The 25,216-nt window shown below is 60.8% G+C and carries 22 protein-coding genes; 16 read left to right on the top strand and 6 right to left on the bottom strand.

Annotated elements, in window-relative coordinates; genetic code table 11:
* Positions 1–154: 154 nt before the first annotated feature.
* From ABWV64_RS08500 to ABWV64_RS08485, 4 genes are all read left to right on the top strand, one after another.
* Complete coding sequence (locus tag ABWV64_RS08500; protein WP_353344030.1) at positions 155–784, top strand: VPLPA-CTERM sorting domain-containing protein; 630 nt, start codon at positions 155–157, stop codon at positions 782–784.
* 82 nt (positions 785–866) lie between these two features.
* Complete coding sequence (locus tag ABWV64_RS08495) at positions 867–1,460, top strand: HD domain-containing protein (RefSeq protein ID WP_353344028.1); 594 nt, start codon at positions 867–869, stop codon at positions 1,458–1,460.
* A 91-nt stretch (positions 1,461–1,551) separates the two neighbouring features.
* Entirely contained in the window at positions 1,552–2,781 is a 1,230-nt protein-coding gene (locus ABWV64_RS08490) for a serine hydrolase domain-containing protein (RefSeq protein WP_353344026.1), read from the top strand.
* A complete protein-coding gene (locus ABWV64_RS08485; protein WP_353344024.1) occupies positions 2,778–4,751 on the top strand; it encodes an acetoacetate--CoA ligase in 1,974 nt (657 codons plus the stop codon). The genes ABWV64_RS08490 and ABWV64_RS08485 overlap by 4 nt, the downstream gene beginning before the upstream one ends.
* 58 nt (positions 4,752–4,809) lie before the next feature.
* Here the strand turns inward: ABWV64_RS08485 and ABWV64_RS08480 are convergent, their stop codons facing one another.
* Both ABWV64_RS08480 and ABWV64_RS08475 read right to left on the bottom strand, forming a co-directional pair.
* Positions 4,810–5,361 carry an ActR/PrrA/RegA family redox response regulator transcription factor gene (locus tag ABWV64_RS08480; RefSeq protein ID WP_353344022.1) on the bottom strand — a complete coding sequence of 184 codons (552 nt, stop codon included), beginning with the start codon at positions 5,359–5,361 and terminating at the stop codon, positions 4,810–4,812.
* Between the two features lie 85 nt (positions 5,362–5,446).
* Positions 5,447–6,076, bottom strand: coding sequence for an SCO family protein (locus ABWV64_RS08475; RefSeq protein WP_353344020.1), 630 nt, complete (start codon positions 6,074–6,076; stop codon positions 5,447–5,449).
* Between the two features lie 94 nt (positions 6,077–6,170).
* Here ABWV64_RS08475 and regB point away from each other — a divergent pair, with 94 nt between their 5' ends.
* The 8 genes from regB (at position 6,171) to trxA (ending at position 18,172) form a co-directional block, all read left to right on the top strand.
* Positions 6,171–7,562 carry a sensor histidine kinase RegB gene (gene regB / locus ABWV64_RS08470; RefSeq protein ID WP_353344018.1) on the top strand — a complete coding sequence of 464 codons (1,392 nt, stop codon included), beginning with the start codon at positions 6,171–6,173 and terminating at the stop codon, positions 7,560–7,562.
* 75 nt (positions 7,563–7,637) lie between these two features.
* The gene (locus ABWV64_RS08465) at positions 7,638–9,224 is read left to right on the top strand and encodes a PAS-domain containing protein (RefSeq protein WP_353344016.1); all 1,587 of its coding nucleotides are present in this window, start codon (positions 7,638–7,640) and stop codon (positions 9,222–9,224) included.
* A gap of 54 nt (positions 9,225–9,278) precedes the next feature.
* The gene (gene tsaE, locus ABWV64_RS08460) at positions 9,279–9,755 is read left to right on the top strand and encodes a tRNA (adenosine(37)-N6)-threonylcarbamoyltransferase complex ATPase subunit type 1 TsaE (protein WP_353344014.1); all 477 of its coding nucleotides are present in this window, start codon (positions 9,279–9,281) and stop codon (positions 9,753–9,755) included.
* Positions 9,752–10,786 carry an aminoglycoside phosphotransferase family protein gene (locus tag ABWV64_RS08455; RefSeq protein WP_353344012.1) on the top strand — a complete coding sequence of 345 codons (1,035 nt, stop codon included), beginning with the start codon at positions 9,752–9,754 and terminating at the stop codon, positions 10,784–10,786. The genes tsaE and ABWV64_RS08455 overlap by 4 nt, the downstream gene beginning before the upstream one ends.
* Entirely contained in the window at positions 10,762–11,451 is a 690-nt protein-coding gene (locus ABWV64_RS08450) for a nucleotidyltransferase family protein (RefSeq protein ID WP_353344010.1), read from the top strand. The genes ABWV64_RS08455 and ABWV64_RS08450 overlap by 25 nt, the downstream gene beginning before the upstream one ends.
* Positions 11,448–14,411 carry a double-strand break repair protein AddB gene (gene addB / locus ABWV64_RS08445; protein WP_353344008.1) on the top strand — a complete coding sequence of 988 codons (2,964 nt, stop codon included), beginning with the start codon at positions 11,448–11,450 and terminating at the stop codon, positions 14,409–14,411. The genes ABWV64_RS08450 and addB overlap by 4 nt, the downstream gene beginning before the upstream one ends.
* On the top strand, positions 14,408–17,791 hold the full coding sequence (addA, locus tag ABWV64_RS08440) for a double-strand break repair helicase AddA (RefSeq protein ID WP_353344006.1): 3,384 nt from the start codon (positions 14,408–14,410) through the stop codon (positions 17,789–17,791). The genes addB and addA overlap by 4 nt, the downstream gene beginning before the upstream one ends.
* Positions 17,792–17,851: 60 nt before the next feature.
* On the top strand, positions 17,852–18,172 hold the full coding sequence (trxA, locus tag ABWV64_RS08435) for a thioredoxin (RefSeq protein WP_353344004.1): 321 nt from the start codon (positions 17,852–17,854) through the stop codon (positions 18,170–18,172).
* A gap of 65 nt (positions 18,173–18,237) precedes the next feature.
* On the opposite strand, the gene ABWV64_RS08430 is transcribed toward trxA, so the two are convergent.
* Positions 18,238–19,149: a hypothetical protein gene (locus tag ABWV64_RS08430; protein ID WP_353344002.1), complete on the bottom strand. Its 912-nt coding sequence runs from the start codon at positions 19,147–19,149 to the stop codon at positions 18,238–18,240.
* Positions 19,150–19,261: 112 nt separating this feature from the next.
* Here ABWV64_RS08430 and hslV point away from each other — a divergent pair, with 112 nt between their 5' ends.
* From hslV to ABWV64_RS08415, 3 genes are read left to right on the top strand one after another with little or no spacing between them, the layout of a single operon-like run.
* On the top strand, positions 19,262–19,819 hold the full coding sequence (gene hslV, locus ABWV64_RS08425) for an ATP-dependent protease subunit HslV (RefSeq protein ID WP_353344000.1): 558 nt from the start codon (positions 19,262–19,264) through the stop codon (positions 19,817–19,819).
* Positions 19,816–21,126, top strand: a complete 1,311-nt coding sequence (gene hslU, locus ABWV64_RS08420; protein WP_353343998.1) for an ATP-dependent protease ATPase subunit HslU — start codon at positions 19,816–19,818, stop codon at positions 21,124–21,126. The genes hslV and hslU overlap by 4 nt, the downstream gene beginning before the upstream one ends.
* 60 nt (positions 21,127–21,186) lie before the next feature.
* Entirely contained in the window at positions 21,187–22,302 is a 1,116-nt protein-coding gene (locus ABWV64_RS08415) for an alpha/beta hydrolase (RefSeq protein WP_353343996.1), read from the top strand.
* A gap of 26 nt (positions 22,303–22,328) precedes the next feature.
* Here the strand turns inward: ABWV64_RS08415 and ABWV64_RS08410 are convergent, their stop codons facing one another.
* Genes ABWV64_RS08410 through ABWV64_RS08400 form a run of 3 tightly spaced genes read right to left on the bottom strand, consistent with a single transcriptional unit; the run spans position 22,329 to position 24,621 of the window.
* Entirely contained in the window at positions 22,329–22,913 is a 585-nt protein-coding gene (locus ABWV64_RS08410; protein ID WP_353343994.1) for a Smr/MutS family protein, read from the bottom strand.
* A complete protein-coding gene (gene mltA, locus ABWV64_RS08405) occupies positions 22,910–23,965 on the bottom strand; it encodes a murein transglycosylase A (protein ID WP_353343992.1) in 1,056 nt (351 codons plus the stop codon). Before mltA ends, ABWV64_RS08410 begins: the two co-directional genes overlap by 4 nt.
* Positions 23,962–24,621, bottom strand: a complete 660-nt coding sequence (locus ABWV64_RS08400) for a Tim44/TimA family putative adaptor protein (protein ID WP_353343990.1) — start codon at positions 24,619–24,621, stop codon at positions 23,962–23,964. The genes mltA and ABWV64_RS08400 overlap by 4 nt, the downstream gene beginning before the upstream one ends.
* A 107-nt stretch (positions 24,622–24,728) precedes the next feature.
* Here ABWV64_RS08400 and ABWV64_RS08395 point away from each other — a divergent pair, with 107 nt between their 5' ends.
* Positions 24,729–25,211: an FxsA family protein gene (locus ABWV64_RS08395; protein WP_353343988.1), complete on the top strand. Its 483-nt coding sequence runs from the start codon at positions 24,729–24,731 to the stop codon at positions 25,209–25,211.
* Positions 25,212–25,216: the final 5 nt, after the last annotated feature.

The following is a 25,216-nucleotide window of genomic DNA, read 5'->3' as shown; positions in this document are numbered from 1 at the left end:
ACAATAGGAAATACGGCAAAAGATTGACGATGACGCGAAGTCAATGACACGATTTTGCCCTGTTTTATTTGAGTTGTAGGCCCCGTGTGTGCCAAATGGATGTAGATCACAAGATCGTCGCGCTCTGCGCTGCCAAATACCTAGGAGACATTTGATGTCGATAATTTCCAACCTTAAGTCCTACGCCCTCGGGCTCGGACTTGCCCTCGGCGCTCTGAGCGTCGTTGCGCCCGGCGCCGCGACGGCTTCGACCGTCGATGCCGATTTCACCATGTCCGGTGCTTTCGCCTATGATGCCGATATCCCTGCCCTGACCCTCTCGGGTTCGGGCGCGGCTGCGTATTACGTCACCGATCCTTCGGTCGACAAATTCTACGCGCTGACCTTTAGCCTGACCCTCTACCCCGACGATGCCAGCGGTCCGCTCAGCGTGACCGATACATTCAGCATCGGCAACGTTTCGGTCGCGGATGTGATGGGCGCCTTGTCGTTCATTTCGGCCGGCGGTATCTACGGTTCGGTCTCTGACGGGCTGCAAATCGTTCACACCGGCTTCTACACCACTTCCGCCACCAGCGGCGTGATTGACGTCATCACCATTTTCTTCGGTGACATCCTGACCACCGAACTGGCTTTGGCGCTGACAGGTGAAATTCCGGACGAAGACGGTTTGGGCGCATTTGACCTCTCGGTTGAAATGTCGGCCGTGCCGCTTCCGGCGACCCTGCCCTTGCTGCTTGTCGGCTTTGGCGGCTTTGCCGCACTGCGTCGCCGCAAGTCGTAAGACTTCCCGCGATTGATAGTTTTGAGGGGCGATCTTCGGGTCGCCCCTTTTCTTATGCGCGGATTTGCGGTTTCTAGAGATCATGAAACAACCACGCGCATGGCAACGGATGCTTTCGGGACGTCGGCTCGACCTGCTCGACCCGACCCCAATGGACATCGAGATCGAAGACATCGCTCACGGGCTGGCCTTTGTCGCCCGTTGGAACGGTCAGACCCACGGCGATTTTGCCTATTCCGTGGCCGAGCATTCCTTGCTTGTCGAAATCCTGTTCCGTCGCATGGTGCCCAGCGCGCCGGTGAAATGGCAATTGGCCGCGCTTTTACATGACGCGCCCGAATATGTGATCGGGGATATGATTTCGCCGGTCAAAGCCGCCGTTGGCGCGGGCTATGGTGCGCTTGACGACCGGCTCGCTGCGGCCATCCATATCCGCTTTGGCCTGCCTGCGGCGATACCGGCGGCGGTCAAGAAACAGATCAAGAAAGCCGACCGCATCTCCGCTTGGATGGAAGCCGTCGAAATCGCGGGATTCTCGCGCGCAGAGGCCGACAAAATCTTCGGCGCTCCCGATCCGGCAATGACCGATGGCCTTTCGATCCGCCTGCGCCCGCCGGTCGAGACGCGGCAGGATTTCGTCGCCCGCCACGCCGCTTTGATCCGCGCAATGCCGTAGTTTCCGCGCGCTTTGCCCGCCAAATCGCTGCGCTTGGCTCTTGCCTCGCTGACTGTGCTGCAACATGCTGCACACAAACAGGGAGAGAGAGATGACGACGACACACGGTTTTGACGCCGCCCGATTGGCGCGCCTTGGCGATTGGATGCAGCGCTATGTAGACGAGCGCAAATACCCCGGATCATCGGTTCTGCTGCACCGGCATGGCGAAGAGGTTTATCACAACACTTGCGGGATGCGCGACATCGAAAAGGGATTGCCCTTCGAGCGCGATACAGCGGTGCGCATCTATTCGATGACCAAACCGATCACATCGGTAGCGATCATGATGCTGGCAGAGCGCGGTCTTTTTCACCTCGACGCGCCGATCTCCAACTTCCTGCCCGAATTCTCGCAGATGCGCGCGCTCAAACCCGATGCCACCTCGATCGACGATACCGAACCCTGCGCCACGCCGAACCTGCAACAGCTTTTGACCCATACCAGCGGGCTGAGCTATCCGTTCAATCCTGGCATTTTGCCGCGCGAGATGGATGCACAGGGGATCATTTTCCGCGCCGATGATGCGGTTCTGGAGGAAACCACCAAACGTCTGGCCACCCTGCCCTTGGCCTTCAAACCCGGCGCGCGGTGGGAATATTCGGTCTCAATCGACGTGCTGGGGCGGATCGTCGAGGTGGTTTCGGGCAAAGACCTGCGGACATTTTTCCGCGAAGAGATATTCGAACCCCTCGGCATGACCGAAACCGATTTTCACGTCCCGCAAAGCTGCCGCGAGCGTTTTGCCGCGCTCTACACGCCTTTGGCAGGCAACCCGATGGACCTCAATTCTGCCAAGGAAGGCGGCGAGACCCTGCGCTGTGTCGAGCGGCCCGAAAGCTCCATCTTCCTTGAGCCGACGCTGTATTCGGGCGGTGGCGGCTTGGTCAGCACGCTCGACGATTACATGAAATTTGTCGAAATGATCCGGCGCGGCGGCGTGGCGGGCAAGACGCGATTGTTGTCGCCGAACACGCTCAAATTCATGATGCGCAACCATCTGGAGGGTGACATCGCCTCCATGGGGCCAAGCAGTTTTGCCGAGCAGCCGATGCGCGGCACGGGCTTCGGGCTTGGCGGCTCTGTCGTTTTGGACCCCGGCCGTGTGGGCGTGCCGAGCAGCGTGGGCGATTTCAGTTGGGGCGGCATGGCTTCGACCTTCTTTTGGGTCGATCCGGTGCTTGACCTCACGGCGGTGTTCTTCACCCAACTCACCCCGTCAAGCAGCTATCCCAGCCGCGCCGAAATGAAGGCCATTGTGCACGGAGCCCTGACCGAATGAGCACGCCATCCCCCGAACGCCCGATCCTTTGGACGCCCAGCGCAGAGCGCGCGCAGGCCTCCACCATGGCGCAATTCACGCGGTTTTTGGCCCGAACGCGCGGCCTGAACTTTGCCGACCACACTGCGCTTTGGGAATGGAGCGTCGATGATATCGATACCTTCTGGCCCGCGATCATCGAGTTCTTTGATCTGCAGTTCGATACGCCATGGCAGACGATCCTTGCCGAGCGCAAAATGGAAGGGGCGGAATGGTTTACCGGAGCGACGCTCAATTACGCGCAGCAGGTTTTGCGTCACGCCCAAACCCACCCCGACAAACCTGCCCTGACCAGCTATTCGGAAACTTTCGGTCGCAAGGAGCTTTCGTGGGGCGAGCTTGCCGCGCAGGTTGCGTCGCTCGCGGCGCATCTGCGCGAAATGGGCGTCGGCATGGGCGACCGCGTGGTTGCGATCTTACCCAATACGCCGCCCGCCTTGGTCAGCTTTCTGGCCACGATAAGTGTTGGCGCGATTTGGTCGCTTTGCTCGCCCGATATGGGGCATGCGGCGATTTCGGACCGGTTCCGCCAGATCGAGCCAAAGGTGCTGATCGCGCAAGATGGCTATGTCCACGCCGGAAAAACCCATGACCGCCGCGATGTTATCGCGCAGATCGCTTCCGAATTGCCCAGCCTCATCGCACAGGTTTGCGTGCCCGTGGTCGCGGAAGTGCCCGAAGGGGCCGTGGATTTTCAGAACCTGATCCGGCGCAAAACGCCTCTGGTGATCGATCCGGTGCCGTTTTCGCACCCGATCTGGGTGGTGTATTCTTCGGGCACGACCGGCAATCCCAAACCCATCGTCCATTCGCATGGCGGGGTTTTGGTCGTCGGCCTCGCGCAAAGCCTTCATATGGATTTGGGGCCGGATGACCGGTTTTGCTGGCTGACGTCTTCGGGCTGGGTGATGTGGAATTCGCAGTGGACCGCGCTTGCGGTTGGCGGGTCTGTCGTCAGCCATGACGGCGCGCCGAACCATCCCGATCTGTTGGAGCTTTGGCGCATTGCGGCGGATGAAAAGCTGACGTTCCTTGGCGCAGGCGCCGCCTATTTCATGGGCTGTCAAAAGGCGGGGATCACGCCGCGCGAGGCGGTGGACCTGAGTGCGCTGCGCTCGATCGGATCGACCGGATCACCCCTGTCGGCGGAGGCCTATGAATGGATTTACAACGATGTGAAATCCGACGTCTGGCTCGCGCCGATCTCGGGCGGAACGGACCTTGCGGGGGCCTTTGTGGCGGGCCATCCCGAATTGCCGGTGCGCGCCGGAGAGATGCAAGCGCGGGTTTTGGGCAACGGTGTGCGCGCCTTTGACGAGGCCGGAAACGAGGTGATCGGCGAGGTGGGCGAATTGGTCTGCACCGTGCCGCTGCCCTCGATGCCGCTTTATTTTTGGGGCGACGAGGACGGCAGCCGTCTGCATGAGAGCTATTTCGACACCTATCCGAATGTGTGGCGGCATGGGGATTGGATCGAGATCACACCTGAGGGCGGTTCGATCATCTATGGCCGCTCGGATGCGACGATCAACCGGCGCGGGCTACGGCTTGGCTCCTCCGAGATTTATCGCGCGGTCGAGGCCCTGCCCGAGATCATGGATTCGCTGGTGGTGGATTTGGAGTATCTGGGCAAAGAGAGCTTCATGCCGCTGTTCATCGTTCTGGCCGAGGGCGCCGCGATGACCGAGGCTTTGGAGGCGAAGATCAAAGCCGCTGTGCGCGAGCATGTTTCGGCGCGGTTTGTGCCCGATGACATCGTGGTCATGGCCGAAGTGCCGCGCACGATCTCGGGCAAAAAGCTGGAAGTGCCGGTGAAAAAGCTGCTCTTGGGCGGCGATCCGGCGAAGGTGGTGAACCGCGATTCAATGGCCAATCCGGCTTGCTTCGATGATTACATCGCCTATGCCGAGCGCCATCGCAAACCCGCATAAAGACGCGAAACGCGGCGGAACAGAGCCTGTTTCGCCGCGCGAATTGCAATCGCGCCCGTCAGCGCGGGGAGCGTTTGGCCAAGATACGTTGCAGCGTGCGGCGGTGCATATTGAGGCGGCGCGCGGTCTCCGACACGTTTCGATCACATAGCTCGTAAACCCGCTGGATATGCTCCCAGCGCACGCGATCCGCGCTCATCGGGTTTTCGGGGGGCGGGGGCAATTCGTCGCCGCGCGCCAACAGCGCATTGGTGATATCCGTCGCATCCGCCGGTTTGGACAGGTAATCCGTCGCGCCGATTTTGACCGCCGCCACCGCCGTGGCAATCGCGCCGTAGCCGGTCAAAACCACGACACGGCAATCGGGGCGCTTGTTGCGCAGCACCTCCACCACATCGAGGCCGTTTCCGTCGCCGAGCCGCAGGTCGCACACCGCATAGGCGGGCGGGCGGGCGGTTGCGATGGCCTTGCCGGCAGCGACAGACAGCGCCGTTTCCACTTCGAAACCGCGCTTTTCCATCGCTTTGGCCAGACGGCGCAAAAACGGCTCGTCATCATCAAGAAGCAATAGCGTCTTGTCCTCGCCGATATCCGCCAGATCTTCCGCCATCCTGCTCTCCCTACGCGCAAATATTCAGTCGATTCTATATGGCGTTGGGCAAAGCGTCAAACGCCGTTGCCATTAGACATAGGGCTTATTTTGCAGCGTCAACAAAGCATTGGATACGGTCAGCCATGGCCTCGGGGGTATCGCCGCGTTTGAAAAACTCGACAAACCCATACTCGGGCAGCACCAGATAGCTTTGGGTCGAATGATCCACGAGGTAGAACTCCTCGTCGCCCTCTTCGGGTTCATGCGCCTTGAAATAGGTGCGATAGGCGCGGCTGGCGGCGGCGACCTGCTCGGGACTGCCGGTTAGCCCATACATGCGCGGATGCAGATTGTCGGTAAAATCGCGCAGCACCTCGGGCGTGTCGCGTTTGGGGTCGATGGAGATGAACACCGGCTGGACGATCTTGCCGCGCTCTTCGAGAATCTCGATCGCTTCGGCGTTGCGGGCATTGTCCAGCGGGCAAACATCGGGGCAGAAAGTATAACCGAAATACAAAAGGCTCGGCTGGTTGATCACATCCTTGTCGGTGACCGTCTTGCCGTTCTCGTCCACCAACTCGAACGCGCCACCAATCGTAGCCCCCGTGGCCGACCCGCGGCATTGGGCAAAGATGTCGCCGTCATTTGCGCCTTTGGCAAACCCCATGACCCAGAGCGCGATCAAGAGCGTTGCCAAAACTGCGGCGGCGAGCAGAGCATAGATACGGGTCATTTCGGTCTCTTTCTTCGGTTGTCGCTTGCGGCGCTTGGCGCGATATCTAACATGGAAGACCCATCATGCAACACGGACCAGAACGCCGCACCCTATGAGCCAAAGCCAACCCGACCTATACATCACCAACCAGCGCGGCAACTGGATCCGGTTGCGCACGTTGATTGCGCTGCGCTGGGGGGCGATCATCGGGCAGGTGACGGCTTTGGTCGCGGCCAAACAGTTATATGATCTCAATCTCGAATTCGGGCTGTGTTATCTCGTCGTCGGAATCTCGGTGATCGCCAATCTGGTCGCCACCTTTGTCTTTCCCGAAAGTAAGCGCCTGACCGAGGTGCAAAACCTCGCCTTGGTGATGTTCGACCTGTTGCAACTGGGCTTGCTGCTGTTTTTGACCGGCGGTTTGCACAATCCGTTTTCGATCCTGATCGTCGGTCCTGTCACGGTGGCGGCGGCGGCTTTGACGCTGCGCTCGTCGGTCTTGGTCGGGGTGACCGCGATTGTCATCGTCACGGTGCTTTCGCAACATCATCTGCCGCTGCGCACTGAGCAGGGGTTTGTGTTGCGCATCCCCTCTGTTTTCGTCTTCGGCACATGGGCCGCGATCAGCATCGCCACGGTGTTTATGGGTATCTATTCGCGCTGGATCGTGACCGAGATGCACGCCATGTCCGATGCCTTGTCGGCGACGCAAATGGCCCTGTCGCGCGAGCAAAAGCTGACCGATCTGGGCGGGGTGGTCGCCGCCGCTGCGCATGAGCTTGGCACGCCTTTGGCGACGATTAAATTGGCCAGCGCAGAGTTGATCGAAGACTTGAGCGATTTTCCCGATATGCAAGAGGATGCGCGATTGATCCGCGAGCAAGCCGACCGGTGCCGCGACATTCTGCATTCGATGGGCCGCGCGGGCAAAGACGATTTGCATTTACGCCAAGCGCCGCTGATTGCGGTGATCGAAGAGGCCGCCGAACCGCACCGCGATCGCGGCAAAGCCTTGATGATCAGCGAAGGCCCTTCGGCGGGCAGCGCGGTGGCGGGGCCGTCGATTTTACGCCGCCCCGAAATCATTCACGGATTGCGCAACCTGATCCAGAATGCCGTCGATTTCGCCCGCGCCAATGTCTGGATCGAGGCGTTGTGGGATGAGGACACGATCACCGTGCGGATCATGGATGACGGGCGCGGGTATCCCGCACATGTTTTGGGCCGGATCGGCGATCCGTTTATCCGCCGCAACGCTGCACCTCGCGACCAAAGGCCAGGATATGAGGGCATGGGGCTTGGGCTTTTCATTGCCAAGACGCTGCTGGAACGGTCGGGTGCCGAGTTGAGTTTCGCCAATGGGTTGGACGTCAGCCGTGACCCCAAGGAGGTGCCAAAACCCTCTGGCGCTGTGGTTGAGGTGGTCTGGCCGCGCCAAGAGGTGGACGCGCGCGCGGCCCGAAATGCCCCCCCATTGGGACCGAACAAACCGTTCGAAATTTAACTATTTAGTCACCGATTAATCTGGAATTAACCATTTCGTTCTGTTGTGGTGGGTGCAGCTCACAGGACATTTTTCATGCTCGATCCGCTCTATCTTGAATATGCAGGTTTCTTTCTCATTGCTCTTTCCGTTGCGATCGCCGCGCTTTGGATCGTTTCCGTGGCCGAACCGCGCAATCGGGATCGAGATATCGCCGCGCTGGACGGACAAGACGGTCGTCAGGTGCATTTCGTCTTTGATGGCGATGCGCTTTACGAGGCCTCATTGCCCGCAGAATTGATGTTGAACAGCGCACCGACACCGCCCACGGATTGGAGCGGCGTGCGCGCGCATCTTTTGCCGCGCTTTCCGACGTTGCCCGAAGATTGGCGTCTGGTCCAAGAAGGCATATCGATGAGTGTGCATGCCGACGAGCCTGCCGATCTGGGCGAGATCACGATGGCCCGCAAAGGCAACCGGCTTCGTATGACATTGGTCGAAGCGCAGGGCAGCGAACCCGAGCACCGGCTTGATCTGCTCGAACGTGAATTGCAGACCCTACGCCAAGCCGCAAAAGGCGCGCCCTATCCGATTTGGCAAACCGGCGCGCAGGGGCAGCTGTTGTGGTATAATGATGCCTATAGATTACTTTTTGCCCGCGTGACCTCGGGCGACAAGGATCCGGTCAAGGCAGGGCCGTTGTTTGATTTGGACCTCGAAGACAGCGGGCGGCGGATGCGCCTGCGCAACTCGTTGAAATCCCAAGTCTCCGACGAGGTGTTTTGGTTCGACATCACCTCATCACGGTTCGACGATGTATGGATGAACTACGCCACCGACGTGAACGCAGTGGTCAGCGCCGAAGTCGCCCAGCGCAACTTTGTCCAGACCCTGACCAAGACCTTCGCTCAGCTCTCCATCGGGCTTGCGATTTTTGACCGCAACCGGCAACTGGCCCTCTTCAATCCCTCCTTGATCGACCTGACCTCCCTGCCGGCGGATTTCCTGAGCGCGCGGCCCAACCTGCTGTCGTTCTTCGACCGGCTGCGCGACAAACACATGATGCCCGAGCCGAAAAACTATTCCTCTTGGCGCGAACAGATTGCCGATCTTGTCGCCGCCGCGACAGATGGCCGGTATCACGAGACATGGACCCTGCCCTCTGGTCAAACCTACCGTGTCACGGGCCGCCCGCATCCGGATGGGGCGGTGGCCTTTTTGTTCGAAGACATCAGCGCCGAGATCACGCTGACCCGCCGGTTCCGTTCGCAAATCGAACTTGGCCAAACCGTCATCGATAAAATGGGCGAGGCGGTTGCGGTCTTCTCCCCGACCGGTGTTCTCACCCTGTGCAACAGCGCCTACCGCGATATGTGGGGCATTGATCCCGAGAACAGTTTTGCCGAAATGACCATTTCGGATTCTATCTCTCATTGGGAAGAGAAATGCCCTGCCGCCCCATCATGGGCGCGCGCGCGCCGCTTTATGACGGCCTTTGGCGAACGCAGCGCATGGAAGGCCTCGGAGAAAACAGTCAGCGGCGCGATGTTGGACTGCCGGTTCGAGCCGCTCAGCGGCGGTTCCACCTTTGTGTGCTTTAGCCACGCCCCCAGCGGCACGCCCACCGGCGCACCCAATGGCGCGAAGGACGCTGCCGCCGAGGCGGAAACTGCACAAAGCTAGGCGCTTTGGCCGCTTGAGCCTTGCAGCGGCGGCGCGGTCGGGTAATCTCGCGCCATGTTGCGCAGCCCCGTTTCCTTTACCTTTCCTGATGCCACGGCCACCGCGGCCTTTGCCCGCGCGCTCGCGCCGCGCCTTGGGGCGGGCGATATTATCGAACTCGAAGGCGGTATCGGAGCCGGAAAAACCCATTTTGCGCGAAGCCTGATCTCCGCGCGGCTGGCCGAGCCCGAAGACATTCCTTCGCCGACCTTCACGCTCGTGCAAACCTATGACGCCCGCGATGGCGTCGAAATCTGGCACGCCGATCTCTATCGGCTCTCAACCCCCGACGAGGCCGTGGAGCTGGGTTTGGACGAGGCTTTCGAAACCGCAATTTGTCTTGTTGAATGGCCCGACCGGTTGGCGGATTTGCGCCCGCCTTCGACGCTGCGCCTGTCGCTCGCAACCACTCAAACCGAAGGCGAGCGCGATGTGATCCTCTCGTGGAACGACCCGCGCTGGCGCGAAAAACTTCAAGGACTGATACCATGACCGATCGCGCCTCTCAGGCGGATGCCTTCCTTGTGCGCAATGGCTGGGGCGGCGGCGCGCGCGCGCCTTTGGCGGGCGATGCGTCCAACCGCAAATACGAGCGGCTCAAACATGCCGATGGCCGGATCGCGGTCTTGATGGACGCGCCCACGGCATTGGGCGAGGACGTGCGCCCCTTTGTTCTCATCGCGCGCCACCTGTCCGGCCTCGGGCTGAGCGCGCCGCAGATTTACGCCGAAGATGCCGCCAATGGGTTTTTGCTACTGGAAGACCTCGGCGACGCCCTGTTTGCCCGTGTGATGGCACAAGACGGCGCAATGGAGCGCCCGCTTTATGAGGCGGCAACCGACGCGCTTTTGCACCTTCATAAATCGCCGCCCCCCGAGGGCCTCGCGCCCTATTCGCCGCGTGTCATGACGCAAATGGCGGCGCTGGCCTATACGTTCTATCTTGGCGGCAGCACCGAGATGTCGGCGCAAGAGGCCGCGCAGCGCGCCACAGCCTTCGCGGATCGGTTCGAGCCACTCCTCCAATCGGGGGCCGCCGAGGCGAGCGTATTGATCCAACGCGACTATCACGCGGAAAATGTTTTGTGGCTGCCCGAACGGGACGGGGTCGCAAAGGTTGGCCTGCTCGATTTTCAGGACGCTCTTGCGGGGCATCCGGCCTATGATTTGGTCTCAATGTTGCAAGATGCGCGGCGCGACGTGCCCGATTTGATCGAGAGGCAAATGATCGCGCGCTATGTCGCGACTTCGGGGCGCGAGGCCGCAGGCTTCGAGGCAGCCTACCACCTGCTTGGCACGCAGCGGAACCTTCGGATCTTGGGCGTTTTCGGACGGCTGTGCATGCGCGATGGCAAAGCGCATTACATCGATTTCATTCCGCGCGTTTGGGGCTACCTGATGCGCGATCTGGATCATCCGGCGCTCGCGCCCGTGGCCGAGATGTTGCGGCGCGATCTGCCCGCGCCCACTGACGAGATATTGCAAAGGCTCAAAGACAAATGCGCGACGCTCCCCAAGCCTTGATGCTGTTTGCCGCCGGATTCGGCACGCGGATGGGCGCGCTGACACAGGCGCAGCCCAAACCGATGATCGAAGTTGCCGGCCGGCCCTTGATCGATCACGCGCTGGACTTGGCCGCGCCTTTGCGCCTGCCCCGCGTGGTGGCCAACCTGCATTATAGGCCTGAACCCCTCGCGGCGCATCTATCGCCCAAAGGCGTGGCGCTTTCGATCGAGGCGCCCGATATTCTTGAAACCGGCGGCGGGTTGCGTCATGCCTTGCCGCTGTTGGGTGCGGGGCCGGTTTTCACGCTCAACACCGATGCGGTTTGGCATGGTGAGAACCCGCTGCAATCGCTGCTCGACGCTTGGGATCCGGCGCGGATGGATGCGCTTTTGATGTGCATCCCCAAGGCGCAAGCCATGGGTCACAAGGGTCAGGGGGATTTTATCCTTGCCCCTGACGGGCGCGCCGCGCGTGGGGCGGGATTGATCTATGGCGGGGCGCAGATCATCAAGACGGATCTTCTCGCCGAGGTGTCCGAGACAGCCTTTTCGCTCAATGTGCTGTGGGACCGGATGCTGCGCGACGGGCGGCTTTTCGGCATGGCCTATGGCGGCACGTGGTGCGACGTTGGCCACCCGCAAGGCATCAAGGACGCCGAAGCCATGATCGGATATCGCGCATGACCCACGGCGACAAAGCCAAAGTCTACTACCTCGCCCCCGGTGTGGATTTTCCGCAAGGGGTTGTCGAAGGTTTGCTCGCGCGGTTCAAAGGTCAGCCGCCAGAGGCCTTGGCCGAGGTGCAGCTTATCGTGAACACAACCCGCATGGCGCGGCGTATTCGGGCGCTGTTTGATGCAGGGCCTGCGCGGATTTTGCCGCGTATCGAGCTTTTGAGCAGCCTAGGGCAGAGCGTTGAAGCCGCCGATATTGCACCCGCGGTTCCGGCGCTGCGCAGACGGCTCGAACTGACGCGGCTCATCTCGGAACTGCTCGACGCTGATCCGACGCTTGCGCCGCGCGCGGCCTTGTTCGACCTCGCCGACAGCCTTGCCGCGTTGATGGACGAGATGCAAAGCGAAGGCGTGCCCCCCGATGCGATTGCGCGCTTGGACATCAGCGATCAATCGGGCCACTGGCACCGGACGCAAAAGTTTCTCACCATTGTGGAGCGGTATTTTGGCGAGGCAGGCGAGGCGCCGGACGCAGAAACACGCCAGCGTATGGTGATCGAGAGGTTGGCGCAAAGATGGGCCCAAAACCCGCCGTCGCATCCGGTGATCCTTGCCGGTTCAACCGGATCACGCGGGGCAACGCATCTGCTGATGCAGGCCATCGCAAAGCTGCCGCAGGGGGCGGTGATCTTGCCGGGGTTGGATGATCACATGCCGCAAGCGCTTTGGCAGGTACTGGACGAAGAGGACGGCGCGGCGATACGCAAGCGTATGCCCGCCGAGGACCACCCGCAGTTCCGGTTTCGCAAGCTGATGCGCGCGCTGGACCTATCGCCCGCTGATATCACGCCGTGGCACAGCACAGCGCCCGCCAATCCCGCGCGCAACGCGGTGATTTCTTTGGCGCTGCGGCCTGCACCGGTCACCGATCAATGGCTCGAAGAGGGGCCGCGCCTGCGCGATATTTCCGGCGCGATGGAGAGGGTCACGCTGCTGGAGGCGCCGGATGCGCGCAGCGAGGCGCTCGTGATTGCCATGCGACTGCGCCAAGCGGCGCAAGAGGGGCAAACCGCCGCCTTGATCACGCCCGACCGGATGCTGACGCGGCGGGTGACGGCAGCTTTGGACCGTTGGGGCATCGTGCCCGATGACAGCGCCGGCACGCCCTTGCAGCTTAGCCCTCCCGGACGTTTCTTGCGCCATGTCGCAGCGCTTTATGATGCGCGGCCAAGCGCCGAAAGCCTTATGACGCTGCTCAAACACCCCCTGTGTCACAGCGGCAGCACACGCAATTTGCACAATCTTTGGACGCGCGATCTGGAGCTCTACATCCGCCGCAAAGGCTGGCCGCATCCAGAGCCGGAACATTTGATGGCATGGGCCGCCGCGCAAAAGGAAGCCGCATCCATCACGCGGTGGGCCGCGTGGATTTGCGCGCATGTTCTGACCGCCCAAAAGGCGGAAAATGAAAGCCTCACCGCGCGCCTGCAGCATCACATCGCCCGCGCCGAGGCCTTGGCACGCGGCCCCGATCTGGAGCGCGGCAGCGGCGCGCTTTGGGAGGAGGCCGCAGGACGCGAGGCCGCCCAGATGATCGCAAACCTGCGCGCCGAGGCGGGGTATGGCGGGGATATCTCCGCCCGCGATTATCAAAACCTCTTTGGCGCGGTGTTGGCGCAGGGCAAGGTGCGCAGCCAAGATACGCCGCATCCGCATATTCTGATCTGGGGCACGCTTGAGGCGCGCGTTCAGGGGGCCGACCTGTTGATCCTCGCGGGGCTGAATGAAGGAAGCTGGCCCGAGGCGCCGAAACCCGACCCGTGGCTCAACCGCAAAATGCGCTATGATGCGGGGTTGTTGCTGCCTGAACGCCGGATCGGTCTATCGGCCCATGACTTCGAGCAAGCCGCCGCCGCGCCAGAAGTCTGGATGACCCGCGCGCTGCGCTCTGATGACGCCGAAACCATCGCCTCGCGCTGGCTCAACCGTTTGACCAACATGCTCGATGGCCTGCCCCAGCAAGGCGGAACCGAAGCCTTGCAAGACATGCGTGCACGCGGCGCGGTGTGGCTGGCCCGCAAGGACGTGATGGAGGCGGTCACGCCCGTGCCCCCTGCCCCGCGCCCCTCGCCCAAACCGCCCCGCGCGGCGCGGCCTTCGGAGCTTTCGGTCACCGAAATCCGCCATCTGATCCGCGACCCATATGCGATCTACGCCAAACATGTGCTCAAATTGCGTCCGCTCAACCCGTTGATGCGTGCGCCCGATGCGATGATGCGCGGCACGGTGATCCACGATGTGTTCGAACAGTTCGTCAAAGAGACGCTCGACGACGAGAGCGCCCGCACACCCGAACGCCTGCTACAGACCGCACGCACGGTTCTGGGCGAGGCCGTCCCATGGGCCGATATGCGCGTGATCTGGCAATCGCGCATCGCTCGCGTCGCAGATTGGTTCGTGGAAACCGAAACGGCGCGGCGTGCGCTGGCCCGCCCTGCGGCCTTTGAGGTCAGCGGACGGGCGATGATTGCTGGGCTTGGCTTTACCCTCAAGGGCAAGGCGGACCGGATCGATTTGGACACGCGCGGCGGGGCCCATATTTATGACTACAAAACCGGCACACCCCCTTCGGAAGCGCAGCAAAAGGAATTCGACAAACAACTGCTTTTGGAAGCCGCGATGGTCGAGCGCGGCGCCTTCGAGGCGATCCAGCCCAAACATGTGGAGCGCGCGGTCTATATCGGATTGGGCAGCAACCCCAAGGACGTCGAAGCGCCCCTGTCCGATATCTCTGCCGCGCAAATCTGGTCCGAGTTCGAAGAGTTGATCGACAGCTATATGTCCGAAGAGCAGGGATTCACAGCGCGCAGCGCCATGCCGAAAACCGACGATGCGAGCGACTATGACCTTCTATCGCGATTTGGCGAATGGGATATCACGCAAGCACCAGACGGGAGGAAGGTGCCATGATGCAACGTGATGATGCCAGCCTGAGGCAAATCGAAGCCGCGCGGCCGGATGCGTCCACATGGCTGTCGGCCAATGCCGGATCGGGCAAGACGCGGGTTTTGACGGATCGCGTGGCGCGGCTGCTGTTGGAGCATGTCGAACCCGAACACATCCTGTGCCTGACCTATACCAAGGCCGCCGCCAGCGAGATGCAAAACCGTCTGTTCAAACGCTTGGGCGATTGGGCGATGCTGGGCGATACCGATCTGCGCGCGGCCTTGGATGATTTGGGCGTCTCCGGCCCGCGTGATGAGACGGCCCTGCGCGCCGCGCGGCGGCTTTTTGCCCGCGCGATCGAAGCCCCTGGTGGGTTGAAAATCCAGACCATCCACTCTTTTTGCGCCGCGCTTTTGCGCCGTTTTCCGCTAGAGGCACAGGTCAGTCCGCAATTCACCGAGATGGACGAATTGAGCATCTCGATTCTGCAAAAAGAGATTTTGGAGGAGATCGCGTCGGGGCCCGATGCAGAGGTCTTTGAGGCACTGGCCTTGCAATTCACCAGCGATGAGATGGACAAATTGATCGGCGATATTGTCCGGCATCGCGACGCCTTTGCCGCGCCGATGGGTCGCGACGAGGCCCATGCAATTTTTGATCTTCCCGAAGGCGCAAGCCTTGAGGCGCTCGAGGCACAAGTGTTTTTGGGTGGCGAGGCGCAGATGCTGGCGAGGCTGGCCGAGGTGTGCGCAAAGGGCACGGCGAGCGACGTCAAGCTTTCGAGCAATCTAAACGCCATTGCGACCCTTGGCCTTCATGCCCTTGCGCAACTCGAAGACTGCTTCTTGTTCAAGTCCGGCGAGAACAAAAACCAGGCCAAAATAGGCAAGCTGCCAACCAAAGCCACCCGCGCCCTCATTCCTGATCTTATCGACGATCTGGAGGCCTTTATGTTGCGGGTCGAGAGCGCGCGACAGATCCGCCTCGGGTTAATGGCGGCCGAGCAAACCTTGGTTCTCAACCGCTTCGCACAAGTATTCTTGCCTCGCTACGAGCAAGCGAAACAGGGGCGCGGATGGCTCGATTTCGATGATCTGATCGTCAAGGCCCGCAATCTTTTGATCGACCCGCGCGTGGCCGAATGGGTGCTTTACCGCCTCGACGGCGGGATCGACCATATCCTCGTGGACGAGGCGCAAGATACCAGCCCGATTCAATGGCAAGTCATCGAGCAACTGGCGCAGGAATTCACATCCGGCGAAGGCGCGCGCGCGGATATCCCGCGCACCATTTTCGTGGTCGGGGACCGCAAACAATCGATCTACTCCTTCCAAGGCGCCGACCCGCGCGAGTTTGACCGTATGCAGGCCGAATTTGGCGAGAGGCTGGCAGCGACGAACTCGCCCCTCAATAGCTTGGAACTTGAATATTCCTTTCGCTCGTCGAGCGCGATTTTGAACGTCGTCGACGCCGCCTTTGAGGGGAGAGGTGCCGCGGGGTTTACCTCGCAAAACCCGCACCGCGCGTTCAAAGACGCCATGCCAGGCAGGGTCGACTTGTGGCCCTTGGTTGAACCGGCGGAGAAAGAGGACGTCGCCGATTGGCATCGCCCCGTTGATCAGCTTGGCCAAAGCCACCATAGCGTCGTTCTGGCCCGCCGTATCGCGGGCGAAATCAAACGGCTTCTTAACGAAAAGGCCCCTCTTCCAGTGGAACAGGGTCGATCCGGCAGGTTCACGACCCGACCTGTGCAGGCCGGAGACTTCCTGATCCTTGTGCAAAGCCGCGGCGCGCTATTCGAGGCGATCATCCGCGAATGCAAGGCGCTTGGCCTGCCCATGGCGGGCGCCGACCGGTTGAAGGTGGGCGCGGAAATGGCGGTGCGCGACCTCAAGGCACTTCTGTCGTTTCTGGCGCTGCCAGAGGACGATTTATCGCTCGCAACGGTGCTCAAATCACCGCTCGCGGGATGGGACGAGAGCGCGCTTTTCGATCTTGCGCATGACCGCGGCAATGGCCCGCTTTGGCCCGCGCTGCGCGCCCGCGAGGCCGAGCATCCGCATTTGCTTGAAATGCTGCACGACCTCAATGCGCGCACCGATTTCTTGCGGCCCTATGATTTGATCGAACGGATTTTGACCCGCTGGGGCGGGCGCAGGGCGCTGCTTGCACGATTGGGCGAAGAGGCGCAGGACGGGATCGACGCCCTGCTCAGCCAAGCGCTGACCTATGAGCGCACCGCCGTGCCCAGCCTGACCGGATTTCTGACGTGGATGGAGAGCGACGAGCTTGAAATCAAACGCCAGATGGAAAGCGCGGGCGACCGCATTCGGGTGATGACGGTGCATGGCTCCAAGGGGCTTGAGGCTCCGATTGTGATTTTGCCCGAAACGGTCAAGCGCGACCGCCACAACGATGCGAAGGTGATGGAGAAAGACGGGCGGGCGATCTGGTCTGCCGCGGGCGCAAACGCGCCGGACACGGTTTTGGCCCTGCGCGACGATCAAAGCGGCGCGCAAAAGAACGAAAAGCAGCGGCTCCTTTACGTGGCGATGACCCGCGCCGAAAAGTGGTTGATCGTTGCAGGCGCAGGCAAGATCGAAAGCAATAATGCGGATTGGTATCTTGCGACCGAACGCGCGATCAAGGCCTGTGAGGGTGTGGAATACGATTTCGGCTTCGGCACCGGTTTGCGGGTCGAGCACGGCGATTGGGCCGGATTAGAGACTGAATCTCCCGCGCCAACGTCGCCACCCCAAGAGATCGCTTTGCCTGCGTTTTTCAACGAGACCGTGCCCAAACCGCTGCCCTTACCCGAAACCTTGAGCCCCTCTGATTTGGGCGGCGCCAAAGCTCTGCCCAGTGAGGCTGGCCTTGATGAAGAGGCGGCGATGCGGCGCGGGCGGCAAGTGCACCGATTGCTAGAACATCTGCCTTTCTTCGAGCGCCAGACGTGGCCGCAAACCGCAAGAGCGCTTTTGGCGAGTGATGCAGATCGCTCGACAGAGGAAGAGACCGCTGCGCTATTATATGAGGCGCGCGGCGTGCTTGAAAATCCTGCTTTGAGCGAGATTTTCTCCCATGGCGCGCTTGCGGAGGTTCCGATCAGCGCCGATATCGCGCAGCTCGGCGGTCGCCGCATACACGGGGTGATTGATCGGTTGATTGTAACCCAAGACCGCGTGCTGGCGGTCGATTTCAAGACCAACGCCGCCGTGCCAACCACCGTTTCGCAATGCCCCGACGGACTTTTGCGGCAAATGGGAGCCTATGCGCTGGCTCTGGCCCAGATCTATCCAGAGCGCGACATCTCGACGGCGCTGCTTTGGACAAAGACCGGCGAGTTGATGACATTACCACATGATATTGTGATCAACGCCGTGTCGCGCACCCAGATATCTTGACGTTACCCTCTGCGGTTCTTAGGTTCACAGCCAAGTTCCCAGCTTTCAGGAGATGCTGCTATGGCCACCGTTGCCGTTACCGATGACACCTTTGACGCCGAAGTGCGCCAATCCGACCTGCCCGTTGTGGTGGATTTCTGGGCCGAGTGGTGCGGCCCGTGCAAACAGATCGGACCGGCTCTCGAAGAGCTGTCCTCCGAGATGGAAGGCAAAGTGAAGATCGTCAAAGTCGACGTCGACAGCAATCCCAATGCCCCGTCGCAAATGGGCGTGCGCGGTATTCCGGCGCTGTTTATCTTCAAGGATGGCGAGGTTGTTTCCAACCGTGCGGGCGCCGCGCCCAAAGCCACGCTGCAAAGCTGGATTGAAGACAGCATTTAAGTCTTGGCTGAAAAGATGAGCAGGGGCGCCTTCGGGCGCCTCTTTGCGTTTGTAGCATGGCCTTCTTACACGGGCCAACCATAACGGCGCAGCGTTGCGCGGATTTTGTCGGGCGCAGTGTCAAGGCTCGCGTTGATCGACATATGCTGCAAGAACCACCAAACGTAAGCGGCATGGGCGACGCTCCAATCGGGCGCGCAGGTGATAGCTTCGCGCGCGCCAATATCGGCAACATTCAAAGCGCGGTGGTGAAAGTCGATTTGCGCAAACAGGACGCTGGGCTTTTTGAAGAAATGTGCAGCAAAGGCGACCGAGGAATTTTCGCTCACGACATAATCGCAACGGGCCAAGAGGTCTTCCATCTCGCCCCTGCGTAGCGATAGGCGCGGATGGGCATGCGCAAGAACTTCGAGCGCGCCAAGCTCTTCGGCGGAATAGGATTCTTTGGGGTGCAGGCCCGCGATCACGAGGCGTTTGGGATCATGCGCCAGCACGGCCTCGATCATGTCAACGGGCGAGGCGGTTTGAAAACTACGCCGCTCCAATATCCGCCCCTGCAGCGGGACATAGACGAAACCCTCTCGCGTGACATCCGGCGCGCCAAAGAGGCGTTTGCGCCAGCGGCGATAGAATTGCACCGCCTCCTCTTGCGGCACCTGCTCGGGGTCGAATTCCGCCATCGCCACCCGCCATTCCCACCGCTTTGCGCTGCGCTCGATCTGCCAGAACGGATAATAGAGGTTGCGCCGGATGGTCAAAGCACGCTCGTGAAGCGGGTCATCCATATGGAACAGCGCATAGCCGTCAAAACGGGCCGAGGCGAGGCGGTTTTCGACACTATTCTGGCGGAAAACACTCCGAAGCCCTGCGCTTTCGAGGACGTCAACGAGCTTGGCGATAAAGGGGTGTTTGCCCGCTTCGGCGCTGGCTTTCATCTCTTCATCGAGGAAAAACTGAACGGTTTGGCTCTCGTGCATGCCGGCACGCTATCGCGGCACAATGTTGCGGGCAAGGGTTGCCAAAGGCGGGCGGGCCTTGTGCCGCCCTGCCCCACGCTCCATATATTGCCACAAGATAATGGAGGCACGCATGGCACAAGACCAATTCCCCGGATGGCACGGAACAACGATCATTGGCGTCAAGAAGGGCGGCAAAGTGGTGATCGCGGGCGACGGGCAGGTCTCGCTTGGCCAAACCGTGATCAAAGGCAGCGCGCGCAAGGTGCGCCGGCTCAGCCCGGGCGGCTATGACGTGGTGGCGGGATTTGCCGGATCGACGGCCGATGCTTTTACATTGCTCGAACGGCTCGAGGCCAAATTGGAGGCCACCCCCGGACAATTGGCGCGCGCCTCGGTAGAATTGGCCAAGGATTGGCGGACCGACAAATATCTGCAAAAGCTCGAAGCCATGTTGATCGTGACCGATGGCGACGAGTTGCTCGTCATCACGGGCGCCGGCGATGTTCTGGCGCCCGAACATGACGTGACCGCCATCGGGTCGGGCGGCAATTTCGCCCTCGCCGCCGCGCGCGGCATGATGGATAGCGATAAAGACGCCGAAGCCATCGCCCGCGCCGCAATGGCCATCGCCGCCGATATTTGTGTTTATACCAATGGCAACCTGACCGTAGAGAGCATTTCGAAATGACCGACCTGACCCCCCGCGAGATTGTATCCGAGCTTGACCGCTTTGTGATCGGACAGGCGGACGCAAAGCGCGCCGTTGCCGTTGCCTTGCGCAATCGTTGGCGCCGGCAACAGTTGCCCGACGATTTGCGCGACGAAGTATATCCAAAGAATATCTTGATGATCGGACCGACCGGCGTCGGCAAAACCGAAATTTCGCGGCGGCTGGCCCGCCTCGCACGCGCGCCATTTATCAAGGTCGAAGCGACGAAATTCACCGAGGTCGGCTACGTCGGGCGCGATGTGGAGCAAATCATCCGCGATCTGATGGATAGTGCGATTGCGATGACCCGCGAGCAGATGCGCGAAGACGTCAAGGCCCGAGCGCATGGCGCCGCCGAAGAGCGTGTGATCGAGGCCATTGCCGGAACGGATGCGCGCGAGGCGACGCGCGAGATGTTTCGCAAGAAGCTGAAGTCAGGCGAATTGGACGAGACGGAAATCGAGATCGAAGTGGCCGATACCGCAGGCTCCGGCATGCCGATGTTCGATATCCCTGGGCAGCCGGGCGGGCAAATGGGGATGATGAATCTGGGCGATATTTTTGGCAAAGCCTTTGGCGGAAAAACCACAAAACGCAAGGTGACCGTGGCGCAAAGCTATCCTTTGCTCATTGGCGAAGAGGCCGACAAGCTTTTGGACGACGAGGCCGTCACACGCGCGGCGCTCAGCGCGGTCGAACAAAACGGCATTGTTTTTCTCGATGAAATTGACAAAGTTTGCGCCCGCTCAGACGCGCGCGGCGGGGATGTGAGCCGCGAAGGTGTGCAGCGCGACTTGCTGCCGCTCATCGAGGGCACGACGGTTTCCACCAAATACGGGGCGGTGAAAACCGATCATATTCTCTTCATCGCCTCCGGCGCGTTTCACATTGCCAAGCCATCGGACCTGTTGCCCGAGTTGCAAGGGCGCTTGCCGATCCGCGTCGAATTGCGCGCCCTGACCGAGGAAGATTTCGTGCGCATTCTGACCGAAACCGACAATGCGCTGACCCGCCAATATACCGCTCTGATGGCCACCGAAGAGGTGCGCGTGGATTTCACACCCGAAGGCATTGCCGCCCTCGCCCGCATTGCCGCACAGGTGAACCAATCTGTCGAGAACATCGGCGCGCGGCGGCTCTATACCGTGCTAGAGCGCGTGTTTGAGGAGTTGTCCTTTTCTGCCCCTGATCGGGGCGGCGAAGGGATCACCGTAGATGCCGATTTTGTTGATAAGAACCTCGGCAGCCTGACCAAATCGGCGGATGTAAGCCGCTATATGCTCTAAACCTCTGGTCATTCGCGCGCGTCCTGCTACATGCTTGCTCCATCTTTGATGGGGACAGATATGCCGCGCGTGATCACCGTTCTTGTATTGCTGCTGTTGGGCGCGGGGTGCGCCGACCGGACATTGGCCACATTGGTGCCCGAAGCCCGCAATATCGGCACGATCTATCCGGTGTTCGTTGCCACATCGCGTGCGCGCAACGATGATGGCAATTTCGGCAAAGACCGCAGCAGAACACTCAGCTACGCACAGCTCGACGTTTCTATCCCGCCGGAACATATCCCCGGGAAAATCCGCGCGGCATCGACACGGCCGAACCCGCAGCGCGAATTCACCCTTGCCGGTAAGACCAATTTTGATGGCAAAAACGCCTTCATAGGCAGCCTCGCGCAGGAGATAAAATCGCGGCCACGCGGCGACCGCGAGGTCACGATTTATGTGCATGGCTATAACAACAGCTACACCGACGGGGCTTACCGGATTGCCCAGTTGATGCATGATATCGAGTTGCCCGGAACAGCGGTGCATTACTCGTGGCCCTCTGCGGCCAATCCTTTGGGCTATACTCACGACCGCGACAGCATGCTTTTCGCGCGCGACGGGCTGGAGGCCTTGCTGCGCGATGTTCAAAAAGCGGGGCCGAGCCGGATCGTGCTCGTCGGGCACTCGATGGGCACGCTTTTGGTCATGGAAGCCCTGCGCCAGATCGAAATCGGCACACCCGGTTGGTCGGAAAAGGCGTTGAGCGGCGTGGTTCTGATCTCTCCCGATATTGATCTTGATCTGTTTCGCAGCCAAGCCGACCGCGTCAATGCCCTGCCCCAACCGTTTGCGATTTTTGTCTCCAACCGCGACCGCGCTTTGCGTCTGTCTGCGCGGTTGAACGGCAGCTCAAAGCGCCTTGGCAATATCGAAAGCCCTGACGAGATCGCCGAATATCCGGTCACCATCATCGATGTGACCCAATTTGCAAGCACAGCCGACGGGCATTTTACCATCGGCAATTCGCCAACGCTGATCGCGCTTTTGAACGGGGCCGTCGATCTTGACAGCGCCTTCCAAAGGGATCGCGCCGGCATGGCAGGATTGCTCCCCGGGACGGCGCTGACGGTGCGCAACGCGACGCAATTGATTTTGTCGCCCGCATTGGTGATCGCAAACCCCAACGGAAATTAGCGGGGCCTTTTGCGTCACAAACGGCGCTAGTTTCGGCGTAGATAGATGTAGTAGGCGCCGCCGCCGCCATGTTTGAGATGCGCTTCGGAAATCTGCAAAACCAAAGACGATAGCGGCGCCATCGCGAGCCATTGCGGCACGTTATGGCGCAAAACGCCGTGCCGGACGGGGATCGGGCCGCCCTCATCACGGTGTTTGCCCTTGCCGGTCACTACCAGCACCAACCTTTTGCCGCTCGCGTGCGACGACAGAATAAAGCGCGACAGAGCCGGATGCGCTTGATCCATGGTCATGCCGTGCAGATCAAGCTTGCCTTCGGGGCGCAGCTTGCCGCGCTTGAGCCGCGCAAAGGTCTTTTTATCCATATTGAGCGGCGCGCTGGCGATGCGGTCACGCACTGGCGCGACCAGAGTATGCTCCTGCGGCTTGGCCCGCGCATGAGCGCCGATGGAAAAATCCTCGCGCGGGAGGTGTGTCTTTTGCGGCTTTGGCTTGGGGCGCGGCGTATGTTCGGGCGCGTCATTCGGGCGGTTAGGGTTGAGCCGCTCAGCCGTGGCGGCGACTTGGGCCCAAAGCTCAATCTCATCGGGGCGTAACTTGCGGCGACTCATTGCGCGCGCTCCGCCATCAAAGCCGCGGCAATTTCCTTGGGCAAGAGCACAGTCATACGGCCCCCGTCGCGCAAACGACCGGCATTGAGGCCCGCACTCTCGCCGGTGCCAAAGAAGATGTCGGCCCGTTGCGCGCCTTTGATCGCCGATCCGGTGTCTTGGGCAACCATCAAACGACGCATGGGGTTCGGCCCCCCCTTGTCCACCCAAACCGGCGCCCCGAGCGGGGTAATATCGGGATCGACCGCAATGGAGCGCAGAGGCGTAACCGAGCGGCCCATCGCGCCAACCGGCCCTTGGTCGGCGGGCACATCCGTCACTTCGCGAAAGAACACATAGGACGGATTGTGCAACAAAAGCTGCGCGCCCTCATGCGGGTTGGCGCGCACCCACTGCTTGATCACGTCCGCAGAGAGCGCCTCGGCCTCAAAGGTGCCCCGCCGGACCAGCTCTTTGCCGATAGAGCGGTAAGGATGGCCGTTTTTGCCCGCATACCCCAAACGCAAAACGCCGCCGTCCTCAAACCGGATGCGGCCCGAGCCTTGGACTTGAAGGAAAAACAGATCGACCGGCTCGGCAATCCACGCCAGTTCCAAACCGCGACCGCGCAGCGCGCCGCTGGCTTCGATCTCTTTCCGGCTCAGCCATGGTTGTTTGCCGCTTGCTTCGGGCGGCAATGCATAGACCGGATGGCGAAAAACATCCGAGCGAGCGCGCGCGCCGTTGATTTCGGGCTCGAAATAGCCGGTAAAGAGAGCATCCGCCCCGTCGGTGATGCGCACTGGCTGAAACTGCGCCTCAAAGAAGGCGCGCGGATCTGCTGCTGTTGTGGCCGCACTGCATAGTCTCTTCCACTCGGGATCGCTCGGCACATCGCAGGTCTGTTGAAACACCCCTATGGCCGCGAGGTGATCATCCTCGGGCCAACCATCAAGATCGGAGAAGGCGATATATTCATAAGTGAGTTTCGCGGTATCGGCCACGGCATCATCCAAGGTCGAAAAGGCGCAGGCGGCACAGGCAAGGCCCACCGCCAACGCCCGCCACGTCATTCACCCGTCGCGACGAGTATCCAATTGGGATCGTCTGCGCCCATGTGCCGCTCAAAGCTCCAGACATCGCGCTGACGTTTGACCTTGCCGTCGCGACCTTCAATAATGTCGCCCTCGTTGTCGCGCACGATCGACGTCAATTCACCGGTGAAACGAACATCCAAAATCGCGCGGCCCGTGGCCTCTTCGAACACCGCGTCCTCGAGAGACATTTCGCGCAAACCGACAAACTCGGCCTCGATGGTCAGGCCCTGAGCGTGGCGCGCTTCGACGACCTCGGCAAAGGTTTGATAAACCTCATCGCCGAGGAAGGGTTTGATTTCGGCCATCTCACCGCGTTCAAACCCCATCAAGATCATCTCATAGGCACCGCGCGCACCTTGCAAGAATTCGCCCACGTTAAAGCTCGGCTCGGCGGCTTTCATCGCGGCCAATGCTTTGGCGGCAGGGCTGCCTTCGGCAACGTGGTCGATGATATCGCGGTCCGGCCCGCCTTCGATCACCTCGAAATCGGGGCGCTGCGATGCGGTATCGGCGGTTTTCGGCAAAACCGGCTTTTCAAAGCCTTCACGCGTGCCGAGCACGTTTTTCAGTCGCAAAATCAAGAAGATGGCAATACCTGCCAAGACCAAAAGCTGAATGATGGGCGCGTTCATGTGTTACCTCGTCTAGGGGCAGGGCATGGAAACCTTGCCTGCATGCTCCTATGTAGGGATTGAGCGCCGCCAAGTCCACCATAGCAGCGCAAAAGAGGAGACCGCCCATGTGGCTTTTGATCGCGTTTATTGCCGTTCCCTTGATCGAAATCGCGCTGTTCTTGCAGGTCGGCGGCTTGATCGGAACATGGCCGACGCTCGGCCTTGTGCTTTTGACGGCGGTGATTGGCCACCGGCTCATGCGCCAACAGGGCGCTCTGGCGATGGGCGATGTGCGCCGCTCCCTATCCGAAATGCAGGACCCGACCGAACCCTTGGCCCATGGCGCGATGATCTTGGTGGCAGGCGTTCTTTTGTTGACGCCGGGGTTCTTTACCGACGCGGTGGGCATTTCGTTGCTTTTGCCGCCCGTCCGGCGCGCCGTGATGCGCGAAGCCCGCAAACGGATCACCGTGGCGCGGTTCGAAATGGGCGCATCCGGCCCCGCGCGGCCCGCGCCAGAGCAAGGCGATGTGATCGACGTGGAATTCACCGAAGTCGACCCCCCCAAGCGTCCGACGCACACGCCCTCGGGTTGGACCAAACACTGACGCCT

Origin of the sequence: Litorivita sp. NS0012-18 (assembly GCF_040371945.1) — a bacterium.
In the GTDB taxonomy this organism is placed as follows: Bacteria; Pseudomonadota; Alphaproteobacteria; order Rhodobacterales; family Rhodobacteraceae; genus Litorivita.
The sequence above is the reverse complement of the archived record's forward strand: the minus strand, read 5'-3'. Positions and strand labels throughout refer to the sequence as shown.